Annotated in this window: 1 protein-coding gene; it reads right to left on the bottom strand. The window is 39.8% G+C overall.

Annotation, left to right across the window (positions count from 1 at the left end; translation table 11 throughout):
* Window positions 1–526: IS30 family transposase (locus AAY47_RS19580; protein WP_047772052.1), on the bottom strand; the 526-nt coding region annotated here is incomplete at its 3' end.
* Window positions 527–581 lie beyond the last annotated feature (55 nt).

Below are 581 nucleotides of genomic sequence, written 5' to 3'. Positions count from 1 at the left end.
GGGTATCTCCTTCCCAATCGCCAAGGCGTTGTCTTTTGTCCACGATTTTAGGGCGTTTCTCAATACTGACTCTGTTTTTGATTTTTCCTCTACGCTCATAGCTGCCATAGCGTTTACGATAAGGTTTTTTAGCAATTCTGAGGTGCTGCCATAAATCACCACCCTCACGTTTATCCTGATAAATCAATCGATAAACCGTTTCATGATGCAAAGAAATGATATTTTCTTTTTTAAGATAACCCACTGTTTGTTCAGGACTCAAACCTTTCCAAATTAACTGCTTAATCAATGTTCTTATCTTAAATGTGACTTTTATGACTTTTACAGCAGAATGACGGCGCTCCAATGCCTTACACTGAGCCTGTTGAGGACAGTATTCCTGTGCTTGCTGATTTCGTCTCAGTTCCCGACTAATCGTTGAGGGATTACGTTTAAGTGATGTTGCAATAAAGCGTTGTGTAAAACCGGCTTCTTTTAAGCTGAAAATCTGATATCTTTCTGATTCGGTCAGTTGTTTATAGGTCATAGTGCATTTTCCTTTGGCGAGAAAGATGCCTACTATAGCAACTGACCGCCTTTTT

Source organism: Xenorhabdus griffiniae (genome assembly GCF_001028135.1).
GTDB lineage: Bacteria > Pseudomonadota > Gammaproteobacteria > Enterobacterales > Enterobacteriaceae > Xenorhabdus > Xenorhabdus bakwenae.
Note: the sequence above shows the minus strand (reverse complement) of the source record. Positions and strands in the feature narration are given on the sequence as shown.